This window comes from Desulforhabdus amnigena, from assembly GCF_027925305.1.
Classification (GTDB): Bacteria; Desulfobacterota; Syntrophobacteria; order Syntrophobacterales; family Syntrophobacteraceae; genus Desulforhabdus; species Desulforhabdus amnigena.
The window spans coordinates 2,872,087-2,894,430 of sequence record NZ_BSDR01000001.1; the positions used below are offsets into that span (position 1 = coordinate 2,872,087).

Below are 22,344 nucleotides of genomic sequence, written 5' to 3' on the forward strand. Positions count from 1 at the left end.
TAGGGGAAAAAGTATATTTTCCAGAGGAAGCGGCAGTTCTATCCGTCACCGGTCATCATTGAACATCCCGCAAGTAGAGTGGTTCGAAAGGGTCAAGGATGGATATCGGCAACGGAAGCACGTATATGATCCGGTTTGTAGGGATACCGGTCCACTTTCTCACGGCGCGTAACGCCGGTCAAAACCAAAATCGTTTCCATGCCGCTTTCAATGCCTCCGATAATGTCCGTATCCATTCGGTCTCCGATCATGAGGGTATTTTCCGAATGGGCTCCGAGTTGCCGCAGGGCGGAACGCATCATCAGGGGATTGGGCTTCCCGATGAAATACGGCTTGATTCCCGTGGCCGCCGTGATCATGGCCGCGACAGCACCGCAGGTCGGGACAACCCCATCCTCCGCAGGCCCTGTCACATCGGGATTGGTGGCAATGAAACGGGCTCCGGCCTTGATCAGGCGTACCGCCTTTGTGATGCGCTCGAAACTGTAGGAAGTCGTCTCCCCAATGACCACATAGTCCGGGACCTGATCCGTGATTTTGTAGCCGATCTGCTCGAGGGCCACGATCAGTCCATCCTCCCCGATGATATAAGCCGACCCTCCCGGCCGCTGCCGCCTCAGAAACTGCGCCGTTGCCAGGGCGGAAGTGAAAATGGATTCAACGGGGATATCCAGACCGCTCGCACAGAGTCTTCGTTGGAGATCGTGGGGTGTGAACCGGGAGTTGTTTGTCAACAAAAGAAATAGAGCCCCTGCTTTTCGCAATCGCTCAATGAATTCGACGGCTCCATCCAACAGCTTCGCGCCATTGACCAAGACACCATCCATATCGATCAGGTAAGCTTTTGACACGATACCATCTCTCTGGTCATTCCGAACTCAGGGTCTGTAAGGGAGTGAGTCGCTCTTGAAATCCCCCTTTACCACGGAGGCACAGAGATCACAGAGGAATTCCAAAATCTTCTCCGTGCCCCTCCGTGTCTCCGTGGTGAATAAGGGGATATTGGAATCCGTCACCCCCCTCAAGAACTCCTTTCCGGTTTTCCTGGATTTGGGTTTTCGCAGGAACCCGGTCTTCTTCGGAAGCATGGAACTTGTTTCTTTGCAGGCCCTCATTCGACAAGATAATGCAGCAACAGACTGGACAAGCCGAGAAAGGTCGAGAACCCTCCCACGTCCGTAGCCATGGTAACGAAAATGCTGGAACCGAGTGCGGGGTCCAGCTTCAATTTGCGGAGCGTAATGGGAACCATGGCGCCGAACAAACCGGCGAGAATGAGGTTCGTCGTCATGGCCATCCACAAAATGAGGGAGAGCCAGACGTTTCCAAACCACGCATAGGCGATGCCCGCCATTACCATTCCGCAGATCAAACCACTGAAAAATCCAACGCCTATCTGCTTGAAGAGGACCTTCCAATTTCCTTTTACCTTGATCTCTCCCAATGCAAGGGCTCTCACCACCACGGTGAGAGACTGTGTTCCCGCATTGCCGCCGATGCCCGCTACGATCGGCATGAGAGAAGCAAGGGCCACATACCTTGCGATGGTTCCGGAAAAAAAGTTGACCGTAAAAGCGGCCAGAAGAGCGGTGCAAAGATTGATCAACAGCCAGGGCACACGCAACTTCACGGAACGCGGCAAAGGGGAAGAAATTTTTTCGTCCGTGTCCAGGTTGGCCAGAAGATACATATCTTCGGTGGCTTCTTCGGTCATGACGTCGAACACGTCATCGTAGGTGATGATGCCTACCAGCCGATCATCCGCATCCACCACGGGTATGGCCAGAAAGTCGTAATGGGTCATCTCCTTGGCCACATTCTCAATATCTTCATCGACCCGAACCGAGATGACATTTTTATTCATGACCGCCGCAATATCCATGTCGGGGTGCGCCATGATGAGCTCGCGCAAAGAGACAAAACCGATGAGCTTGCGGGCCTGGTTCACGACATAGACATAATAGATGGTTTCTTTCTTGAGAGCCTGGAAGCGCAACTGGTCCAAAGCGCTTCGAATGGTTCCATCGGCGCGCAGGAAGGCGTAGTCGGTGGTCATATAGGCGCCTGCGCTGCCTTCGGGATAGGTGATGAGCTTGAGAATATCCTGCCTTTCCGCCTGCATGAGCAAGGACAAAAGGCGTTCCTGGGATTTTTCGTCCAGTTCTTCCACGAGATCCGCACGATCATCCGGGCTCATGAGACTCATGAGTTCCACCAGGATGGTTCTGGGAAGATACTTGAGAGTCTCCTTTTGAATCTCGAAGGGAACGAATTCAAAAATATCCAGAGCCTGGGCGGTCCCCAGCAATTCAATGTAGCGCCCCAATTCTTCAGGTCGCAGCACCGCCAGACGTTCCGCGGCGTCGGCCGGATGGAGTGCTCGGGACATTTCCAGAAGAGCTTGAACGTCTCCATTGCGAATCCACGTGTGCAACTCTTCCAGGTGTTCCATATTTTCCGCCATCATCTGCTCCCGAAGATATGCTCTGCACGGATAAAATCAAGACTTTTGACCATCGTACAGGGACAACGTCTCCTGCACCCATCTTCAATCGCGGCGGAGACGCCGCTCCTGCAAAAGTGCACTCATCAACCATTGCGAACATACTTCTCTGTCCCATCCGGCCAATTTTAGAAGGGCTCAATCACTATAAAAATTACTGTACTCTTACCAGATGACAATGGCGTTTTCAACTTTCGCACCGCGACAGCGCAAATAGGCTCCCCCCTTTCGTTGGAGGGAAGACCGCAAAAAACAAGGAAATAAAAAGCAGGAAGGCTGGAAGCGGGAGGAAAAGTCCAAAAGGCTTTTCGAGGCGGGAGATCAAGATGTTCTGATGCGGCCCATTTCAGAGGGTTTCAGAAGGAATCCGTTGCAGCGTCTTCATCCGCCGTGGTGACCCTGTTGATTTCTTCAAAGGTGGTGAGTCCTCTCAGCGCTTTTTTCACTCCGTCATAACGCATGCTGTGAAATCCGATCCTCCTGGCACAAAGCTGAATATCCGAAGCAGATTCCCCTCTCGTTATGAGGCTTCTCATCTCGTCGTTGATGAGGATCACTTCATGAATGGCGACTCGCCCCGAATAACCCGTATTGTTGCATTGAAAGCATCCTTTTCCCCGGTACAGGAAGACTTCCCTTTCTTCCGACCCGAAAAGCTCTTTGACTTCGGCGGGCGAGGCTGGATATTTTTCCTTGCAGCGGCTGCAGACTTTACGCACCAGGCGTTGAGACATGACGCCGATGAGGGACTGGGAAACGAGAAAGGGCTTGAGCCCGATATCGATGAGTCTCGTCACGGCCTGCACGGCACTGTTCGTATGCAGCGTCGCCAGCACGAAGTGTCCCGTCAATGCCGCCTGGCATGCGATTTGAGCGGTTTCCATGTCACGGATCTCTCCGATCAGCATGACATCAGGGTCCTGCCGAAGAAAAGACCTCAAGGCGGTGGCAAAATCCAGCTCCACCGCTGTATTGACCTGTATCTGCGATATTCCGTGCAACTTGTACTCGACCGGATCTTCAATGGTCGTGATGTTGATCTCCGGCTTGTTCAAATGCTTCAGAATGGAAAAAAGAGTCGTGCTCTTGCCCGAACCCGTAGGACCCGTCACGAAAAAAATCCCATGGGGAATGTCCATGACCTTCCTGAGTGTGGACAAATTTTGCTTCGAAAAAGCGAGGTCCGACAGGTCCGGGATATCCTGCGACTGAGTTTGACCGAGGATTCGAAGAACGATTTTTTCTCCGAAGATGGTAGGAACACTGGAAAATCTGAAGTCGATCTTTCGATTCGGAAGTTCCAGGTTGATGCGTCCGTCCTGGGGCCTGCGCCTCTCGGTGATATCGAGATTGGCCAGAATCTTCAAACGGGAAACGACGGGCGAAAGGAGAGACTTTTCCAGCATGCTCCGTTCCTGAAGCAGCCCATCGATACGAAAGCGGATGCGCACCTTGTCTTCGCCCGGTTCAAAGTGAATATCGCTCGCATTTTCCCTGACCGCCAGCAGCAACAACCCCCTCACGAACTCCACAACCGATTGAGAACCGGCGACCTTTTGCAGCTCCTCTTTGGTGAGTTCGCTGATATCCTCGATCTGGATGCTGTCCGTAACGATCTTGCTGGAAAGATCCTTGAGATGCTCTTCCGACTGGTACTCGATTTCAATGGCCGCTTCGATTTCATCAGGAAAGGCGAAAGTAGGGCTGATCCGCTGCCCGATGATCTCTTCCGCCGCCTTGACGCTCAGAGAATCCAAGGGATTGGCCAGGGCTGCGGTGACCGCATCCCCAAATTTATAGATCAGGATCATCTGATGTTTTCGGGCGAACACCTCGGGAAGCTGTTGAACAATGTGCCGCTGAAAGAGCGTTTTGCGCATGTCCACGTAGGAAAGCCCCAGAGAATCGGCCCACAGTTTTCCCAGAACCCTTTTCGGATGGTTATTGCTTCGCACCAGGTGGGTCAGGACGGCAAAAGCATTCCCCTTGAATTTTTCATCGAGTCTGAAAGAGGCTTCCTCTGTGAGGATTCCCTTGGAGACGAGAAGGTTCAAAAATGTGGAGTTCTTGACCATATCCCTCTTTCTCGTTCATTCATTTTCTTCCTACTTTCTCTTCTCACGAAAACTTCAGCCCCGTCCGCATACATCTAAGCACCTGATCAGAAGTTATTTAACATTCTCGACCCTTATTGATTATGTCATTCCGGCATGCTTTTAGCCGGAATCCAGCCCCACGGCAAATTCTCTGGATACCGGCTTACGCCGGTATGACGGTATGAAAATGTTAAAAAATATGTGCTCAGGTGCTTAATTGTTCGCCACCCGTGCCCTGCTTCTGGCAAATACCTGCCAGGTATCCTTGATGATTTGCTTGATCTCCTCCAAGGGAGTATCTTTCCGGATATAGTTGGCAGCTCCAAGCGAAAGGCACTTTTCCACGCTCTCCATATCCACCACCGAAGAGAGCATGATGACAAAGGCATTGGGAAATTCTTGAACGATCTGCTTCAAGACCTCGTCCCCCGCTGTCATCGGCATATTGATATCCAGCAGCAGAAGATGGGGCTTCAGCTTCCTGTAAAGCTCCAGGGTCTCCGGGCCGTTTCCCGCTTCTCCAACCACTTCGCACCTCATCGAATTCATGACGGCTTTCATGAGCACCCTGCAATGGCGCTCGTCGTCGGCAATCATCACTCTTGGCTTCTTTGTTTCCATTGATTCAATTTCCCATGGGCAAGGTAAAATGAAAGGTGCTTCCCAATTCCACCTGGCTCTCCACGTGCACATTGCCCCCGTGTGCTTCAATGATTTTCCTGGCAATGGCCAAACCCAAACCGGTACTCTTTTCTCCGCCGGTGGGCAGAGTCTTCGATTTTTCAAATTCTTCAAAAATCGTACATCGGTCTTCCATGGGAATGCCCGGACCTTCATCGGTCACACTCACTCTGGCCATACCTTTTTCCCTCTTCAGAGAAACATGGATATCCGTTCCGGAAGGGGAAAACTTGATGGCATTGCTGAGCAGGTTATCCAGCACCCGGGCGATCCTATCCGGGTCAAAAGAGATGTCGGGCAGTTCCATCAGGTCTTGGTGAAGAGTGATGTTCTTTTCTTCCGCAATGACCCTGTGAACACGAATACGCTCACTGATCAACTTTCCAAGGGAGCCGCTTTTCAACTGCAGTTCGAACCGACCGCTCTCAATGACGGAAATGTCCAAAAGGTCGTTCACCAGTTTGAGCATCCCACTGCTGGCTGTGTTGATGATGTTGATGTATTCTCTCTGCTCCTCTGTCAGGGGCCCCACCGCCTCGGTCAGAATGATTTCGCTGAGCCCACGAATGGAAATGAGGGGATTCCTGAGATCGTGCGCGACAGTCCCCAGAAACTTGTTTTTCAGGTGATTCAGTTCCACGAGCTGGTTGATGACCATGCCATTTTTCAGAAGGACATCGTTCAAAACCCGGTTCCTGCACTCACGATCCTCCCCCAGTGCCCAGCATTCCAAAAGAGCGGAAAAGAGCTTGGCGGGATGAGATTCTCTAGGATATTCCCCCCCCACATATTCTTCGATCAGTCGATTGATATCGGCGCTCTTGACGGACCTCATGATTTACCCAGTCGATTCGAGTTTTGATGGTGAGCCAGGAGCTTCATCGCCAATCCTTCTTTCATCATGCTCCCTTCCTAAAAATGGATAAACACTTCAGCGGTGCACGATTCGAGACCGCTCTAAATTTCCATGGCCTGCACGGGCCCTTCGTTCAATCCACCTCTCACCAACGTGATACCCACCTGTCCGTAAAAGGAGTGATCTCCCCACGATGCCATCGATTCCCACGCCCTTCAAAGATGCAAGCAACGCACTCAAATGCGCGATATCCTCAGCACCGCGGATCACACTTCCCTGTTGCGGGGCTATGGTTCTAAATGGAACGGAAGCAATGCATTCCAACGCATACTTTAAAGCCCTTTCCGATGAGATATTGTCCCGATGAAATTTCACGATATCATGCACGGGACAGCAACCATGAGAATAAGGACATATGGCAATGCTTTTGCAATCGGAGCACTCGGCCATCAACTCCAGGAAGGGCTCCCCTTCGCAGGAGTAACTGCTGAAAAGATGTCCCGAAAAAAGAATGCCGCTTTTTCGATCAAAAGTCACAAAACTGCCCGACGAACCGGCAAAGGGGGTCTTGATGAGCTCTAGGGATCGCCCGGACGAAAACTTTACTTGAAATTCCACATCCTCCAAAGACAACAGGGCGGCCTCAACCGCATGATGTTGCCCGAACACCAGGCTGGACCGATCTGAAATGATTTTAAGGTCTTTCCTGTTGATGATGGCTTCCAGGTACTGAAGGCTTCCCCAAAGTCGCGGATCATAGTTCTGATAGATCAGCGCCTTGATAGCAGACGGAGCGATCCCTATCTGGACGATCTTCATCACAAGCGAGGTAAAATCCATCCCGCTTCCGGCATCGACCAGGATGGCTTCTCCCTGATCGACAATGAGGTACGGATTGATCATCCATTTATCGGCAGGTTCACGGGCACCCATCCAATAGATATTCTCAGCTACCTTAATGGGACGATCATAGTCCAACTTTCCACTCCGCAAACCTTCCATAAGAGCCACTCCTCTCCTCGAGGAAGTATCTGATCGGAAGTTGTCTAACATTCTCGAGCCTTATTGATTATGTCATTCCGGCCTGCTTTTATCCGGAATCCAGCCCCACGGCAAATCTTATGGAAAAAAGGCTCATGGTTCATAACAACATCGATTTTCAAGAGTGTTTTGCGATGAGTTTTACGCATCCGCTAAACACTCCGGGTTGTCCGCAACGGCGATAGCCCTCTGCCGGCATAACCTCCCCGACTCGACGAGTTGTTTGAGACAGAGATCAAAGGGACAAAAATCTTCTGTCTCTTTGGGAACTTGAGTCCTGAGCTGTCCCAATTTGTTTTCCCGGATATAATTCCTCACGCGACTGCTGCCGATCAGTTTCTCGTAAGCAAGAACCATCGAGTCTCCATCTTTGGAATTCAAAAGCCTTTGAGAGAAAACCAACAAAAGAGACTCCGCCAGTTGCTGTCTCATTTGCGCCTGCCGATGAAGCGGAAACCGATTGACCATATTTTCAATGGCGGAAGTGGTATTGGTCGCAAGAATAGTGCTCAAAACCAGCTGCCCTGAGCAAGCCGCATCGAGGGCCATTCCAAAAACATCCTCGTCCCGGATCTCGCCGACCATGACGATATCCGGTGCGTAACGGGATATGTCTCGCAACCCTGTCGCTAAAGAAGAGGCATCGGCTCCCACTTCCCTCTGGTTGATATTGCCTTTTTCAGGGCGGTGCAGGTACTCAATGGGATCTTCCAGGGTGATGACATTACAGGCCCTTGTTTTGTTTGCCAAATGGATCAGGGCGGAAACAGTTGTCGTCTTCCCCTGCCCCGCCGGCGCAGCAATCAATATGAGGCCCTGAGGCTTTGACATGAAATTTTCCAGCCACTGAGGAAGCCCGAGAGCCTCCAGGGAGGGAATCATCTCCGGAATCCGACGGATCGCAAGGGAAACCATTCCCCTCTGACTGTAGGCGCTCACCCGAAAACGTCCTATTTTCTTATATTCGCTGGCAAAAACGAGCTCTTTATGCGTCCGAAAATATTCCCATTGAGCTTCACTCATCAGCGCTTTAGCATATGCCACGCATTGAGCGGGAGTAACAGGCGGCATTTCCGCCCGGTCAAGCCCCCCATGGATTTTCAATGTCGGGGATACACCTGCGGTAATGAGCAGATCGGACCCCTGGGACTGAACGAGATGCTCCAGCAGGGTCGGAATGGTCATGGGCCCTTTGAGGTTCTGCTGAATCTCCAGACCCGAAAAGGATTTTCCTCCCTTTTCTTCGATATGGCGGATAACGAGATCCATCTGAAAGGACGTCACGGTCAACGGATGTACGACCCTGCCCGTCAAGAACTCCACTTCATGAATGGCTTCCACATTCTGGGGATTCTCCATCGCCAGGTGAAGCGTCCTGCCCTCCAACTTGAAGGGTATTGCCCGATATTTTTGGATAATTCTGAAAGGAAGCAGGTTCAGCACCTCTTCACTGATATCCACATGAAAAAGGCTGACACCCGCAACCTCATTCTTCTTGCTCAGTACTTTCAAAAAATCTTCATCAGAGATGAAACCCATGTCAATCAAAACGGAACCGATTTTCCCGCCATTTTTCGATTGACGTTCGAGAGCCATCTCCAACTGGTCGGGAGAAATCAATCCCTCCTGAACCAAGGCCTTTCCAACGGGAATCTGCGTAAAATCATCCGTCCGAGCGGCAAGCCGTTGCTTTTCAAGCAACAGCATTTTGATCTCTTCTTGAGAGATCTTCCGATTTCTCGAGGTACCTATCTTCTCATCTTCGATGATTTCCTCAAGGATCTTAGGAAGATCATAAACTTCAGACACTTGAATTCTCCTGACTCACTGCGGGCGGAGAACATTCTTTTTTTTCGCCTGCAATGCACCGTTCCAAAGAACGAAAAGAACATTTGGAAAGGACACCCCCCACACATTCTGAGCGGCATTGCACCGGACACGCAATTACGCACAGCGACTCACTCCCCTATTCCCGGTCCAGAGCAAAACGGTTCCACAATAAAGATCGGCTTTTATGGAAATATCTTTAATCTGTGTGCCGCTGAAGATAAATATGCTGTGAACGGTTGAAACCCTGACTTCTGGAGGGCCATCAAGAAGTCGGGGTCTCACCTTCGCGGAGTATAGAAGGGGGGTGAAGAGGTAAAAATGAGGAGGAACAGGCAAAGGAGGGTTTGAGGCGTATCAAAGAAGCCACAGGCGCACCTCGACAAAAATGCGGCTCCCATTGTGAATGGCCGGCTTTTTTCATCTCCTTTTCCCGCCGGGAGTGGAACGGACGGGGAGCATCCCGCCCCTAGCGCCAGAACCCTCCTGCACAGAGGGAAACAACCCTTCGGATGGGAAGAATGACGATCCGAAAATCTATCATATCTCGATCATGCTCTCCTGTAGCAGATCCAGATCTTCAATTTCTTCCTCGAGATAGGCTTTCAGTTTTTTCTTGAGCCGGCTTTCGATCTGCCGCACCCGCTCACGGCTGATCCCAAAACGGTCCCCGATTTCCTGCAAGGTCAACGGCTCTTCTGTGAGGAGGCGTTTGTCAAAAATAACCGCTTCCTTTCCTTTGAGCTGTTCTCTGAAAAGCATGAGCTTATCATGCAGGATCGCCTTGGCTTCCCGGTCTGCAATCAGGTCGTCCACGGGCAAATCGTCCGAGGGAAGAAAAGATTTGTGCGTATCTTCGGAATCTTCTTTGAGGGGGCTGTCCAGTGAAATTTCCCAGCTGTTCAAACGCTGGTCCATCTCCACGATTTCAGATTCCTTCACATCCAGGCGGCTGCTGAGGAGTTTGGTGGAAGCCTCGATCCCCTGAGCTTCCAGCCGCTCCTTTTCTTTGCGCAAGTTGAAAAAGAGCTTTCGCTGCGCCTGGGTCGTTCCAATCTTGACCAGCTTCCAGTTGTCCATGATGAATTTGATAATATAAGCTTTAATCCAGAAAGAAGCATAATAGGAAAACTTGTAGCCACGATAGGGATCAAACTTTTTCACCGCTTGCATCAAACCGACATTGCCTTCCTGGATGAGGTCGTTCAGATTCTGCATCCAATACCGCTGAAAATCCATAGCGATTTTAACGACAAGCCTCAGGTTGGCCGTGATGAGCCTGTACCCGGCTTCGACATCGTCCTTTTCGCGATAGCGAATGGCCAGCTCCCTCTCCTCTTCCCGGCTCAATAGGGGATATCTCTTGATTTCTTCCAGGTAGAGGCGAAATGGATCGAAAGTGACGGAGCGCGACCTTTCCGGCGCAGCGACAACAGGAGCTGCGACGTTCCTTTCTTCCTCGATTTCATCCAAAGAAGAATTCTCTTCTTCAAAGTCTTTCGATTCTTGAACTTCTATGGCTTTTTCCCTTTTATTTTTCGTCATAAAAAAACAGTTCCTCGTCTTGCAAGTAATTCGTGATGTTTGTGGCAGTAACCTTCACTATCCTTTGTATATCTGCAGATTACCCAGATACTGCAGAAAGAAAGGGGAAAACAGCCCATTTTTGAACTTTTCTTATTCTCTGCGCTCCCTGCGTCCTCTGCGGTGAACGGTCACTGTGGTAGGAATGATCTCCCCATGCATGAATGAAAAGTTTAAAAATTATAGGGAATTTAAGGTATAAATATTAATATAGCTTACCCCTTAAAACAAGATGAAAAGAAAATCGGAACCGAAGCACAGAGCGCCAAAAAGTCATTGCTTTCTGTGTATTCTTTCTTTATTAAAGTCCGAGCAGATCTTCAAGAAAGGGGCGCTTGCCACTTTGGAATTTCAGTCCTTACACTCAAAATACGAACCCGTGGAATTCCGCGTTTCAAGTCCGGTTATGACTTCCGTTCCGTACCCATCCGGCAAGATCCCGAAAAGACTGAGGAACAGGCATGGACGAAAACACCGCTTATTGGGAAAGAGTTCGCCCATCTTAGGGTGCCTCAGTGCGATACGGTTCAATAACCGGATATCAAGTCCGAGTAGCGCTCATGGGGTGAAGAATTCCTGGGACAAGAATCGGAATGGCGAGACCAATGCGGAGATCTTTTCGGAAGAGAAGCTCCTCATGCATCGGTCGATTCATTCCCTTTTAAAAATAGAACACGGTTTTTGAATAGATCACTATGATAATAGCCATCGACGGCCCTGCGGGGGCAGGGAAAAGCACGGTTTGTCGTCTTCTCGCCAAAGAATTGGGATACGTTTACCTGGATACGGGCGCCATGTATCGCGCCCTCGCCTGGGCTCTTCTCGAGGAAGGTTTGACTTGCAAAGAAGAGTCGCAATGGGCCAAATACCTTCCCGATCTTTCTCTCCGTTTTGCAATCAAAGAGGGTGTCCTCACCATTTCCTACAGAGGAAAACCATTGGATGAGGAACTGCGTCAACCCGAAATCGCGCAGAAGGCATCCCGAATTTCACAGTCGGCATCTGTGAGAACGTTTCTGACGCACTGGCAGCGCACGTTGGCTCTGGATGGACGGATTGTCGCCGAAGGGCGTGACATGGGCACCGTTGTCTTTCCTTATGCACCCGTGAAGGTTTTTCTCACAGCAGACCTGGCCACCCGCACAAAGAGACGGATGGCTCAATACCTTGAAAAGGGCATTTCTGTTGAATATTCCGCTCTGGAAGCGCAAATCCGGGAAAGGGACGAAGCCGATCAAAAGAGAGCCCTGGCCCCGTTGAAACCAGCTCAGGGGGCTCTTCTTCTCGATACTTCGGGAATGGATATTTCGGGAGTCATGACCAGGCTGCTGGAATTTGTTTTAGAGAAAACCGGGCCCGGCAAGAAGTAAACACCGCTGATTTCAGATTTAAATATTGCTGTTTTTTTCATTATTTGATATATTTTTTAATTCAAAAGCGGCTTGCGCCGCAAATTTGGACAAGGGGGTAACGAACTCAATGGTTGACAAAGAAGAAAAGAAACAAGTGATGGCTGACGACATGGATATGGAAAGTTACATGGAAGAAGACTCTGATTTTGATGCTGACATGATGGAAGATATGGACACCATGCAGGATCTTTACGAGCAGAGCTTCAGAAATATCCAGGAAGGCGAAGTCATCCGCGGCCACATCGTCCAGGTCAGCGACGATTTTGTTATGGTGGACATCGGATACAAGTCCGAGGGGCAGATTCCCATCCATGAATTCAAAGATGAAACAGGGGTTGTGCAGGCGGCCATTGGAGATGAGGTCGATGTGCTGCTCGAATTCCATGACGATGAAGACGGCTCCATCCACCTTTCGAAAGAAAAAGCTGCCAAAATCAAGGTGTGGGACGATATCAGCCGAATTTACAACGAGGATGGAATCATCGAAGGGAAGGTGGTTTCAAAGGTCAAAGGCGGATTGGCCGTCGATATCGGCGTACAGGCCTTCCTGCCGGGTTCCCAGGTAGATCTCCGTCCCGTTAGAAACCTTGAATACCTGATCGGACAGACCTTCCCGTTCAAGGTGCTCAAGTACAACAAAAAGCGAAGAAACGTCGTTCTTTCCCGCCGTGCACTGCTTGAAAAAGAACGCGAGGAGATGAAATCCCAGACCCTCGCCAATCTCGAAGACAACAAGGTTGTGGAAGGAATCGTCAAAAATATTACGGACTACGGTGTATTCGTGGACCTGGGCGGCATTGACGGACTGCTTCACATTACGGACATGAGCTGGGGCCGTGTGGGACATCCTTCGGAAATGTTCCAGATCGGGGACAAGATCAACGTCATGGTCCTGAGTTTCGACCGCGAGCACGAACGCGTCTCCCTGGGGCTCAAGCAGTTGATCGCCGATCCCTGGACTCAGGCCGAAGCGAAATATCCCATTGGCACTCAAGTGAAGGGCAAAGTGGTGAGCCTCACCGATTACGGCGCATTCGTTGAAATCGAAGAAGGCGTTGAAGGACTCATTCACGTTTCCGAAATGTCCTGGACCAAGAAAGTGCGTCACCCTTCCAAGGTTCTCAATGTGGGTGACGAGGTTGAAGCGGTCGTTTTGAGCATCAATCCCGAAAACAAGCGCATTTCCCTCGGCATGAAGCAACTGGAACCCAATCCCTGGGATGTGATTGCTCAGAAATACCCCGTCGGAACCACCATCGCCGGCAAGATCAAGAATATTACTGATTTTGGAGTCTTCATCGGCATTGATGAGGGCATCGACGGTCTGGTTCACATTTCAGACATTTCCTGGACCAAGCGTGTAAAACATCCTTCGGAAGTTTTCAAAAAGAACCAGGAAGTCCAGGCTATCGTTCTCAATATCGATAAGGAAAACGAACGCTTCTCCCTCGGAATCAAACAGCTCGAACCGGATCCCTGGGAAAGCATTCCCGATCGCTACCCCTTGGGCAGCGTGATTACCGGCCCCGTCACCAACGTCACCGATTTCGGCCTTTTTGTCGAGCTCGAGGAAGGGATCGAAGGGCTGGTTCACGTTTCTGAAATCAGCAAGGAGAAAATAAAGTCTCCGATAGGCCAGTACAAACCCGGCGACAAGATCACCGCCAAGGTGATCAATATTTCTCCCAAGGATCGGAAAATCGGCCTCTCCATCAAGAAGGTCGAAGAACAGGAAGAGCGCACCAACTACGATGATTATCTGAACAGCTCCAAGGCCGCTACTTCCAACCTGGGTGAACTGCTCAAGGAAGAAATGGAAGCGAAGGCCAACAACCCTGCTTCCGATAAAGAATAATCGACCGACAGGCCGTTCTACCTTTAAACGATTGCACCCGGTTCATGCTTCATGCTTGAAACCGGGTGTTTAATTTTCGAAGAGCGGAAACTCATGCGACTCCGAAGTTTTTGGTTCCTGGGTCTCATCGCGGTACCGGCCGCCATGATATTGTTTTGGATGGGGGCATCGGATCTCAATTTCTTTGCCAAACCCAACCAGATTGCCGTCATCGAGATTCGCGGCCTGATAGACGATGCTCAGGAAACGCAGAAAGCCCTCAAGAAGTACCGCGAAGATGACAATGTGAAAGCCATCCTGGTGCGCATCGAATCTCCGGGGGGAGGCATCGGGCCTTCCCAGGAGATAGTCCGTGAATTGAGGCGAACCAGCAAGGAAAAACCGGTCGTAGCTTCATTGGGAGGCATCGCCGCATCAGGGGGATACTATATCGCTTCCGCCGCCAACCGCATTATTGCCAATCCCGGCACCATAACGGGAAGCATCGGAGTGATCCTCTCCTTTCCCAATCTCAAAGAGCTATTCGACAAGGTCGGCTACTACACCAACGTCATCAAGAGCGGCCCTTTCAAGGATGTGGGAAATCCCGGCCGGGAAATGACGCCGGAGGAAAGAGCCCTGCTCCAGGAAACCATCGATGAAGCATACGGTCAGTTCGTAAAAGATGTGGCCCTGGGACGCAATTTACCCGAGGAAAAAGTGCGACAGATCGCCGACGGCCGCATCATCCTGGGAGAAACAGCTCAAAAACTGGGCTTGGTGGATGCACTGGGAAACTTTCAGGATGCGGTGGATGCAGCGGCATCCCTCGGAAAGATTGAAGGGAAACCTGAAGTCATTTACCACAAAAAAAAGAAACGGTCCCTGCTGGACTACCTGCTCGGCAGTGAAGCCGGCGAAAGCCTTTCTTATTTTCTCAATGGCTCGGCAAACTTTTTGCGGTACCAATCGCCGTTTTTTCCGTGACGGGAACTCCTGGCGGTCCCGGCAACCTGTGCGGAAGCCCGGCGGCCGCATCGGATTTTTTAGACGGCCTCCCCTCGGCAGGTGTGTTGTGCCGTTCCCGATATTCCGATGCTTTGAGGTTTACTCATTCTTTAAAGAGGCTGACATCCCCTGCCCCTTCACGGATGATTTCAGGGATATCGTCGATGAGAGAGATGACACTCGAAGGTTTTCCGGGCACGGAGGCTCCAGCGTCAACGATCAGATCGATAGCGTGCCCGATCTTGTCCTTGATGTCAGTCGGACCGAACAAGATCTCCCCTGTTTCAGGGTCGGTAGCACTCGTGCTGATGATGGGATGCCCCAGTTCCTGAACGATGGAAAGGCAAATCTGATGATCCGGGACACGTATTCCGACAGTCTGGCGCTTGGTCAACATGATCTTGGGAACCAGCCGTGAACCTCCGAGGATGAATGTGTACGGACCCGGCAGGAGCCTCTTCATGGTCTTGTAGGCGTAATTGGAGACCTGGGCGTATTCGCTGATATTTTTAAGGTCACTGCAAATAAAGCTGAAGGGCTGATTGGGCGAGCGACGCTTCAGTTTGTAGATTTTTTCAATGGAATTCTTATTCAACAGATCACAACCTATCCCGTAAAAGGTGTCTGTAGGGTATGCTATGATTCCCCCGTTCGCCAGAATATCCACGATCTTCTTGATCTTTCTCGGTTCAGGATGTTGTGAGTTGATTTCCAGAATCACTGCCAAAGTCTTCTCCTTCAAGGTTTCAGGAGTTCTCCTTCTAAGGGCGGAGGCTTTTCAAACCCCTGGTGAGCCATCAAGATGATATGGAAGTCTCAATAAGAAAAGAAATTCGAGGACATATTAAAAGATTAGGGGCATGCCTCAAACCAGCTATGCCGGACGATATTTCCTAAAGAAAATAACTGGACTACTCATTCAATGTCAAGATAAGAAAAGGAGCGGCCGCCCAACCATGGCCTCACAGAACGACCACTTCGCATCCATCGACATCGGTTCACATACCATCCGCTTACTCGTTGCCCGATCCAATGAAAAGCTGGAAATCTATCCCCTGCGCCTTGAACGCCGTATTACCCGGCTTGCCAGGAATTTCCAGGAGGGGCAGACGCTCAAAACCCCAGGCATTCGAGAAAGCTTGCGAGTCCTGGAAGAATACGCTGGAATACTGAAGTGCCATGGAGTGAGCGATGTCGCCTGCGGGGCTACCGGTGTTGTGCGCAAGGCCGGGAACGGAGAGGAATTCCTGGCGGAAGTCCGCCAAAAGACGGGTATTGCGGCGGAAATTCTTTCCGAAACATCGGAGGCCCTGCTCTCTGCCAAGGGCGTCTTGAGCGTCATTCCCAGAACCGAAGGATATATTCTCTCATTTGACCTCGGCGGGAGCAGCACGGAATTCCTGCTTCTCGACACACGACGCGAAAAGCCCCTCTGGCACACAAGCGTTTTCATTGGTGCAGCCACCATAACGGAGCGATTTCTCTCTGAAGATCCGCCTCCCCTGGAGGCTGTCAGCCGGGCCGTGGAAGCCATCCAGGATGCACTGGCACCCGTTTTTCAAGCCATCGGCTCCATCCTGCCGGCACCCCCCACCCCCTTTCCCCTTCAGGTCGTAGGAACAGCGGGAACGGCAACCACACTGGCAGCCATGAACCTCAAGATGACAGATTACTGCCCCAGCCGCATCAATGGTCTCCCTCTCACTGAAAACTGGCTCACAGCAACCATTGAGCACCTGGTGCGTTCCACTCTTGCCCTCCGGCGGGAAATTCCGGGCTTGGAAGCGGGCAGGGAAGACATCATTCCGGCAGGGGCTCTTATCGTACGTGAAATTTTGAGAGGCCTGAAACAGACCCATCTCATCGTCAGCGATGCGGGGCTTCTGGAAGGGCTTCTCCTGGATCTCATAGAAAAGAAATACGGCCGGCCTCAAGCTCTGGTAAGTCCCTTGACATGGCGGATGCAAAAGGGTTAAAGGCCTCACCAAAACAGAAACGGAAAAAAATCAGACATGACGGAGAAATTGAATGGAAAGCAATCAAATAATGTTCCTTCCGGAGGCTCTCACCTTCGATGATGTTTCCTTGCTGCCCGCCTATTCGGAGGTCCTGCCCCACGAGACGAACCTGGAGACACGGCTCACGCGGGAAATCAATCTGCGGATTCCCCTCGTGAGTGCGGCCATGGATACCGTGACCGAGTCCGACACGGCCATCAGCATTGCCAGGGAGGGTGGAATCGGGATCATTCATCGAAACATGTCCGTGGAGCGTCAGGCGCTGGAAGTCAATAAGGTCAAGAAGTCGGAACGGGGAATGGTGGTCGACCCTGTTACGGTGGAACCGGATCAGAAGATATCGGATGTTTTGGAATTGATGGCCAGATACCGCATTTCGGGTGTGCCCGTAGTCAAGAGCGGACAGCTGGTAGGCATCATCACCAACCGGGACTTGCGATTTGAAACCAACATGGATCTGCACGTTTCAGAAGTCATGACCAAGGAAGGCCTGGTCACGGCACCCATAGGAATCAGCCTGGAAGAATCCAAGAAACTCCTGCACAAAAACCGCATCGAAAAACTGCTGGTGGTGGATGAGCAAGGCAAACTGAAGGGCCTCATCACCATCAAAGACATCACCAAAATCATCAAATATCCCAATGCATGCAAGGACGAACTGGGCCGCCTGCGGGTAGGAGCGGCAGTGGGAGTCGGGAAAGACACGGCCGCCCGTGTTGCGGCTCTCTACCAGGCGGGGGTGGACGTCATCGCGGTCGACAGCGCTCATGGCCATTCCAAAAATATTTTGACCACCGTAAAGCAGATCAAGGCCGATTATCCGCAACTTCAGGTCATCGCGGGCAACGTCGCAACCGCGGCGGGAGCGGAAAGCCTTGTAGAAGCCGGCGTCGACGCCATAAAGGTCGGCGTGGGACCGGGTTCCATCTGTACAACACGGATCGTGGCGGGAGTCGGCGTGCCGCAGATCACGGCCATCATGGAATGTTCCCGGGTCGGCCGGGCCCACGGCGTTCCCGTCATGGCGGACGGAGGCATCAAGTACAGTGGCGACATCGTGAAAGCCATAGCCGCCGGAGCCGATAGCGTGATGATCGGAAGCCTCTTCGCGGGAACCGAGGAAAGCCCTGGAGAAACCATTTTGTATCAGGGGCGGACTTACAAGGTTTACCGGGGCATGGGTTCCCTGGGAGCGATGAAGGAGGGCAGCAAAGACCGTTACTTTCAGGACCAGGTCTTTGAACCCAAAAAGCTGGTGCCCGAAGGCATCGAAGGCAAGGTTCCCTATCGCGGCCCCATCTCTTCCATCGTACACCAGCTGATTGGAGGCCTGCGCGCCGGCATGGGTTACACCGGCTCCGCCAATCTGGAAGAGCTCCGAACGAAGGCCCGAATGGTGCGCGTCACCAGCGCAGGTCTTCGCGAAAGCCACGTGCACGACGTCATCATCACCAAGGAGGCTCCCAATTATCAGGTGGATTTGAAATAAGGGGCAAAAACTGCAACCCGCTCGCCAAAGAGGCGAGGGATGTTTTAGGAAAAGATTGATGAAATTCGATCACCTGCATGAAGAACGCATTTTGATTCTGGACTTTGGTTCCCAGTACACCCAGCTCATCGCCAGGCGCATTCGGGAAAGCCATGTCTATTGTGAAATCCATCCCTACAATATTACTCTCGAAGCGGTAAAGGACTTCCAGCCCAAGGGAATCATCCTTTCGGGAGGCCCTTCCAGCGTGCATGACGACGGCGCCCCTCTCTCCGATCCCGAGATCTTCTCGCTCGACATTCCCATTCTGGGAATCTGCTACGGCATGCAACTCATGGCTCACCAACTGAAAGGAGCCGTGGAAAAGGCCGACCGCCGGGAATACGGTCCCGCCACTATCGACATTGACGACGCCGGCGATCTCTTCCTTGACGTCGAAAAAGAAGGGGTTCGCGTGTGGATGAGCCATGGCGACCGCATCCTGAATCTGCCACAGGATTTCAAGGTGCTCGCCCACAGTGAAAACTCTCCCATTGCCGCCATGGGGCTCCCTGCCCGCCGCTTTTACGGCGTACAGTTCCATCCGGAAGTGGTGCACACCCCCTGCGGCAAGACCATCCTGGAAAATTTCCTCTTTCGCATCTGCCGCTGCCAGTCTTCCTGGACGATGAAGTCCTTCGTAGAATCCGCCATTCAAGCGGTCCGGGAGGGAGTGGGGGAAGATCAGGTAATCTGCGCTCTGAGCGGTGGCGTCGACTCTTCCGTGGTTGCGGTTTTGCTTCACCACGCCATCGGTAGCCGCCTGCATTGCATTTTTGTCAATAATGGCCTCCTGCGCAAAGGCGAGGCCGAAAGCGTGCAACGCATTTTTCGTGACCACTTCCAATTGAACCTCATTTATGTGGATGCGTCCAAGCTTTTCCTCGATCGCCTCGCAGGGATCGTCGATCCCGAACAGAAACGCAGGATCATAGGAAATCTTTTCATCGAATTGTTTGAAAAGGAAGCCGGTCGACTGGCCAACGCAAAGTATCTGGCCCAGGGCACCCTCTACCCGGATGTCATCGAAAGCGTCTCCTTCAAGGGGCCTTCCGCCACTATCAAGACACACCATAACGTGGGGGGACTCCCCGAACGCATGAAACTGAAGCTTATTGAACCCCTGCGCGAGCTTTTCAAGGATGAAGCACGGCTCGTAGGAAGAGAGTTGGGACTGCCGGAACGGGTCATCATGCGCCATCCCTACCCCGGGCCGGGTCTCGCCATACGCATCATCGGAGAGGTCACGCCTGAAAACCTGGCAATTCTTCGGGAAGCGGACGCCATCGTTCTCGAGGAAATGGAAGCCTCGGGCTGGTATGATCGCGTCTGGCAGGCTTTTGCGGTGCTGCTTCCCGTCCGTTCCGTGGGAGTCATGGGAGATGAGCGCACCTACGATCAGGTCATCGCCGTACGCATCGTGGAAAGTGTAGATGCCATGACAGCCGACTGGGCACGGGTTCCTTACGACGTACTCGGCAAGATTTCCAATCGCATCATCAATGAAGTGAAGGGCATCAACCGGGTGGTTTACGATATTTCATCCAAACCCCCCAGCACGATTGAATGGGAATAGTCCAAAACAGGGGCCTCCAAAAGGGTCCCTGCCCTTTCCTGAGGAATTCCCGGCAGACTCGATGAAAGACAAAAACCAACGATTTTACCGCTATCAACACCAAAGCAAGGAAGGCTGGTTCGCTTTTCAAACCCGCTACAGGGAAACGGACCTCTGGATACGTGCCAGGCGGGATGTCGGTAAAGAAGCTTTGACCGCCGTACTCAACTACCGACACCAACTGGAACGTTATATTTCACAACACCCGGAATTCCTCACTTCCCTGGCGCCCCTTCCCGAAGATCCTCTTGCCCCTCCCCTCGTCCGCCACATGATCGAAGCCTCCCGGAAGGCGGGAGTAGGCCCCATGGCCGGCGTGGCGGGTGCCATGGCACAGTTTGTCGCCCGGGATCTCAAACCTCTGACTCCAGCCATCATCATCGAAAACGGAGGAGACTGCTACCTGGATATCCAGGAAGAGATGCGGATCGGCATTTACGCGGGGCCGGATTCCCCTTTCAGCGGACGGATGGCTCTGCGCTTCCCCCCCGAGCGATTTCCCCTGGGAATTTGCACGTCATCGGGCACTATCGGGCATTCCCTGAGTTTCGGAAGGGCAAACGCCGTGACCGTCGTCTCCCAAGATGCCGTTCTGGCCGACGCAGCGGCCACAGCACTGGGAAACCTTGTTCGGCGGCCGGAAGACATCGCCCGCACCCTTGAAAAGGCGGCAGGCATTCCATCCGTCGAAGGGGTCCTCATTGTGGTGAAAGATAAAATAGGCATATGGGGAGATCTGGAACTCATCCCCCTCTGAAGTCCATCCTTAAAGGAATTTCTTCTACGAGCATAAGGGCTCCCCTTGTAAAATATACCTTGAGTTTTCAAACCCGGTTGATATAGTAACGGCTTCATTCGATAACCATTGGATAGTAAATGGAATTTGAAGGCAACCCTTTCCACTGCGTCATGTGCTATGAAAATTGTTGTAATGTCAGACACTCATCTGCGGCAGGTGACGGACGAATTTCGCAGGATATGCAGCCGCTATTGTGACGACGCCGATATGGTGATCCATTTGGGCGACTGGGCAAGAAGCTCCATCCTGGATTTTATGGAACAATATCCACTGGAGGCCGTTGCTGGAAATACGGACGATCATGTGATTCAAGACCGTCTTCCCACAAAGAAAGTGATTCGAGTTGGCAGCCATCGCATCGGCATCGCCCATGGTTGGGGGGCAGCCTCAGACCTCCCCAAAAGATTGCGCAACGAATTCATTGGAGTAGATGCGGTTCTCTTCGGACACACGCATGTTCCTTTAAATGCGGAAGAGAACGGTATCTTCTGGTTCAATCCCGGTTCTGTATTTTTAGGTCGAGGGAGTTCTGAGAGAACTTTGGGAATCCTTCACATCAATGAACGCATTCAGGGTGAAATCATTCGATTATAGGAGAAATTCATGCAGAATCTATGGGCTCCGTGGCGTATAGATTATATTTTAGGAAAAAGAGAACCTTACTGTATATTCTGCCCCGAGGGTGACGGACATTCCGACGAAGAACGGCTCATTCTGCACAGGGGAGAGCGGATCATGGTCATGATGAACAAATATCCATACAACAATGGACATTTGCTGGTCGCGCCCTGGAGGCATGTCGCCGCCGTCGAAGAGCTCGAAGCGGATGAAATGCTGCACCTGATGCAATGGATCCAGACATGCATCGTTATTTTGAAAAAAGTCATGCATCCGGAAGGCTTCAACGTGGGATTGAACCTGGGAACCGTGGCGGGAGCCGGGGTAAAAGATCACCTCCACTTTCATGTGGTTCCCCGCTGGAACGGAGACACGAATTTCCTGCCCGTTCTCGCAGACATTCGCAGCATCCCCGAGCATCTCAAGGCGACCTACGAGAAGCTGCTGCCCCATTTCCTGAAGGAGGGCGGGCATGAAACTGTTTAAATTGGTCCTGACGTTATTGGTTTTAGGTTTTGTGGGTCTTTTCGGCTGGCAGAATCTTTCCGCCTTCAAACAGACCGTTTCCTTTACCCTGAACATTTACCTGCGTGAACCTCAGAGCTGGGAATATCCCATCTATGTGATTCTCCTCGTCGCGGCGATGCTGGGCCTCTTCGCAGGGCTCCTGCTCATGCTGAAACCCTACTTCAAGGTACGGCGTCAGCTGATACAGGAACGGCAGGAAAAAGATCAACTGCTGGCCGCTCAGGAAGCCGCAAAGGCTCAAAAACAGGCTCCCCCCGCAGCGGAATCCCGTGAGGAACCTGCACCGGCCTCACACGCCGAACCGGCAACCGCACCCTCCGCCGATCCTGCGACCGAAGAACAACCGGTGGAACCACGCAAGGCCGGCCAGGAATAGGGCCTCTTTTCTTGTCATCG

Annotated in this window: 19 protein-coding genes; 10 read left to right on the top strand and 9 right to left on the bottom strand. The window is 51.9% G+C overall.

Features of this window, described 5'->3' with window-relative positions; translation table 11 throughout:
* Window positions 1-92 precede the first annotated feature (92 nt).
* The 8 genes from QMG16_RS12235 to QMG16_RS12270 form a co-directional block, all read right to left on the bottom strand.
* Window positions 93-854 (bottom strand): HAD-IIA family hydrolase, encoded by a 762-nt coding sequence (locus QMG16_RS12235; protein ID WP_373878742.1) that lies wholly within the window; start codon window positions 852-854, stop codon window positions 93-95.
* A 257-nt stretch (window positions 855-1,111) separates the two neighbouring features.
* Window positions 1,112-2,467, bottom strand: a complete 1,356-nt coding sequence (gene mgtE / locus QMG16_RS12240; protein ID WP_281794560.1) for a magnesium transporter — start codon at window positions 2,465-2,467, stop codon at window positions 1,112-1,114.
* A gap of 392 nt (window positions 2,468-2,859) precedes the next feature.
* Window positions 2,860-4,578 carry a GspE/PulE family protein gene (locus QMG16_RS12245; protein ID WP_281794562.1) on the bottom strand — a complete coding sequence of 573 codons (1,719 nt, stop codon included), beginning with the start codon at window positions 4,576-4,578 and terminating at the stop codon, window positions 2,860-2,862.
* Between the two features lie 234 nt (window positions 4,579-4,812).
* Window positions 4,813-5,220 carry a response regulator transcription factor gene (locus tag QMG16_RS12250; protein WP_281794563.1) on the bottom strand — a complete coding sequence of 136 codons (408 nt, stop codon included), beginning with the start codon at window positions 5,218-5,220 and terminating at the stop codon, window positions 4,813-4,815.
* Between the two features lie 4 nt (window positions 5,221-5,224).
* The gene (locus QMG16_RS12255; RefSeq protein WP_281794564.1) at window positions 5,225-6,115 is read right to left on the bottom strand and encodes a sensor histidine kinase; all 891 of its coding nucleotides are present in this window, start codon (window positions 6,113-6,115) and stop codon (window positions 5,225-5,227) included.
* Window positions 6,116-6,211: 96 nt separating this feature from the next.
* A complete protein-coding gene (locus tag QMG16_RS12260) occupies window positions 6,212-7,138 on the bottom strand; it encodes an oxygen-binding di-iron domain-containing protein (RefSeq protein WP_281794565.1) in 927 nt (308 codons plus the stop codon).
* A 180-nt stretch (window positions 7,139-7,318) separates the two neighbouring features.
* The gene (locus QMG16_RS12265) at window positions 7,319-8,986 is read right to left on the bottom strand and encodes a PilT/PilU family type 4a pilus ATPase (RefSeq protein WP_281794567.1); all 1,668 of its coding nucleotides are present in this window, start codon (window positions 8,984-8,986) and stop codon (window positions 7,319-7,321) included.
* A gap of 558 nt (window positions 8,987-9,544) precedes the next feature.
* Window positions 9,545-10,549: a sigma-70 family RNA polymerase sigma factor gene (locus QMG16_RS12270; protein ID WP_281794568.1), complete on the bottom strand. Its 1,005-nt coding sequence runs from the start codon at window positions 10,547-10,549 to the stop codon at window positions 9,545-9,547.
* 734 nt (window positions 10,550-11,283) lie between these two features.
* On the opposite strand from QMG16_RS12270, the gene cmk reads away from it, so the two are divergent.
* The 3 genes from cmk to sppA all read left to right on the top strand — a co-directional run bounded on the left by cmk (window position 11,284) and on the right by sppA (window position 14,821).
* Window positions 11,284-11,958, top strand: a complete 675-nt coding sequence (gene cmk, locus QMG16_RS12275; RefSeq protein ID WP_281794570.1) for a (d)CMP kinase — start codon at window positions 11,284-11,286, stop codon at window positions 11,956-11,958.
* 109 nt (window positions 11,959-12,067) lie between these two features.
* Window positions 12,068-13,855 carry a 30S ribosomal protein S1 gene (locus QMG16_RS12280; RefSeq protein ID WP_281794571.1) on the top strand — a complete coding sequence of 596 codons (1,788 nt, stop codon included), beginning with the start codon at window positions 12,068-12,070 and terminating at the stop codon, window positions 13,853-13,855.
* A gap of 93 nt (window positions 13,856-13,948) precedes the next feature.
* Window positions 13,949-14,821 carry a signal peptide peptidase SppA gene (sppA, locus tag QMG16_RS12285; RefSeq protein ID WP_281794573.1) on the top strand — a complete coding sequence of 291 codons (873 nt, stop codon included), beginning with the start codon at window positions 13,949-13,951 and terminating at the stop codon, window positions 14,819-14,821.
* Window positions 14,822-14,945: 124 nt separating this feature from the next.
* Here sppA and QMG16_RS12290 read toward each other — a convergent pair whose 3' ends face one another.
* Entirely contained in the window at window positions 14,946-15,563 is a 618-nt protein-coding gene (locus QMG16_RS12290; RefSeq protein ID WP_373878743.1) for an L-threonylcarbamoyladenylate synthase, read from the bottom strand.
* A 235-nt stretch (window positions 15,564-15,798) separates the two neighbouring features.
* Between QMG16_RS12290 and QMG16_RS12295 the strand changes: the two genes are divergently transcribed.
* From QMG16_RS12295 to QMG16_RS12325, 7 genes are all read left to right on the top strand, one after another.
* On the top strand, window positions 15,799-16,818 hold the full coding sequence (locus tag QMG16_RS12295; protein ID WP_281794577.1) for a Ppx/GppA phosphatase family protein: 1,020 nt from the start codon (window positions 15,799-15,801) through the stop codon (window positions 16,816-16,818).
* Between the two features lie 52 nt (window positions 16,819-16,870).
* Window positions 16,871-18,349, top strand: a complete 1,479-nt coding sequence (gene guaB, locus QMG16_RS12300) for an IMP dehydrogenase (protein WP_281794579.1) — start codon at window positions 16,871-16,873, stop codon at window positions 18,347-18,349.
* A 58-nt stretch (window positions 18,350-18,407) separates the two neighbouring features.
* Window positions 18,408-19,964 (top strand): glutamine-hydrolyzing GMP synthase, encoded by a 1,557-nt coding sequence (gene guaA / locus QMG16_RS12305; protein WP_281794580.1) that lies wholly within the window; start codon window positions 18,408-18,410, stop codon window positions 19,962-19,964.
* Window positions 19,965-20,025: 61 nt separating this feature from the next.
* A complete protein-coding gene (locus QMG16_RS12310; protein WP_281794581.1) occupies window positions 20,026-20,760 on the top strand; it encodes a UPF0280 family protein in 735 nt (244 codons plus the stop codon).
* 159 nt (window positions 20,761-20,919) lie between these two features.
* Entirely contained in the window at window positions 20,920-21,396 is a 477-nt protein-coding gene (locus QMG16_RS12315; protein WP_281794583.1) for a metallophosphoesterase family protein, read from the top strand.
* Window positions 21,397-21,405: 9 nt separating this feature from the next.
* On the top strand, window positions 21,406-21,906 hold the full coding sequence (locus QMG16_RS12320) for an HIT family protein (protein WP_281794585.1): 501 nt from the start codon (window positions 21,406-21,408) through the stop codon (window positions 21,904-21,906).
* Window positions 21,893-22,324: a lipopolysaccharide assembly protein LapA domain-containing protein gene (locus tag QMG16_RS12325; RefSeq protein ID WP_281794586.1), complete on the top strand. Its 432-nt coding sequence runs from the start codon at window positions 21,893-21,895 to the stop codon at window positions 22,322-22,324. The genes QMG16_RS12320 and QMG16_RS12325 overlap by 14 nt, the downstream gene beginning before the upstream one ends.
* Window positions 22,325-22,344 lie beyond the last annotated feature (20 nt).